The sequence below is a fragment of the Dietzia sp. SYD-A1 genome, from assembly GCF_015356725.1.
Lineage (GTDB): Bacteria > Actinomycetota > Actinomycetes > Mycobacteriales > Mycobacteriaceae > Dietzia.
In genome coordinates this window covers 1-1084 of sequence record NZ_JADDKI010000514.1, presented here as the reverse complement: position 1 = coordinate 1084, position 1084 = coordinate 1, and the positions used below count along the sequence as shown (strand labels likewise).

General features: G+C 73.7%; 1 protein-coding gene. It reads left to right on the top strand.

The window, feature by feature from the left end; all coding sequences use genetic code 11:
* Positions 1-88: 88 nt before the first annotated feature.
* Positions 89-1084 (top strand): GAF domain-containing protein (locus IY392_RS16330; protein WP_375292926.1); only part of this gene is annotated, 996 nt, incomplete at its 3' end.

Below are 1084 nucleotides of genomic sequence, written 5' to 3'. Positions count from 1 at the left end.
CCGCTGATCCGCCCTGAGCCCCGGATCTGCTCCACGCACCGCGAGCGTATGGTGTGGGTCACACCCCTCGTCCGTCCGGAGGTGCCCCGTGACCCAGACCGTCCACTCCCCCTCCGTCGCGCCCGACGAGGACCCTGTGGACCTGTCCTGGCGGCGCTCCGCCTCGTGCGGCCTGACTCCGAAGAGCGCACGCCCCGGCGCCCCCGACCCGCTCGCGTCGCGGTCCCACCGACTCGCGGAGGCCGCGCGCCCGGTGATGGACGACCTCGACGACGTCCTCAAGGACACCGGGGCGATGCTGCTGCTCGCCGACCGCGAGGGCCGGGTCATCCGCTCGGTGCGCGACAGCACGCGCATCGCGCGCATGCTGCTCAAACGAGGAGTGGACGACGGCGCCACCCTGACCGAGGACGCGGTGGGCAACAACGGCATCGGCACGGCGCTCGAGACCCGGGCCGGGGTGTTCATCCACGGCGAGCAGCACTTCGCCGAGGTCCTGCGGGACTTCGCCTGCTACGGACACCCGATCATCGACCCGCTCACCCGTCGACTGGTCGGGGCGGTGGACCTGACGGGGATGAGTGCCGACGCCTCCCGCATGTTCGCCCCGTTCGTCCGGAAGATCGTCGCGGACATCGAGGCCCGCTACGTCGACACCGCCCGCGCGGACGATCGGGAACTCTGGCGCCGCTTCGTCGAGCGCACCCGCTCCTCCGACACGGCCACCTGTGCGTTCGGCGACGAGGTGGTGCTGGCCTCGCACTCGAGCCTGGAGAGACTGGACTCCCGGGACCTCGCCCGGCTCCGGCGGCTGGCGGAGCAGGACGAGCTAGCAGACGCCGTGGAACTCTCGGTGGGGACGGTGCGGGTGCTGTCCAGCCGGGTCGGCCGACGCGGCCACCTGCTCGACCTGACGTTCCCCGACCAGCACCCCACGCCCACCCCGGGCACGTCGTCACCGCCCGGTCACACCTCCACGCGGGGCGTCGCCTCGACCCGGGGCCGCACCTCCGGCCGGGCGGCTGCGAGCCCGCCGGGGCCGGAGCCCCGTGTCGGCGCCGGGAACGACGCCGGTGGCGAGGAC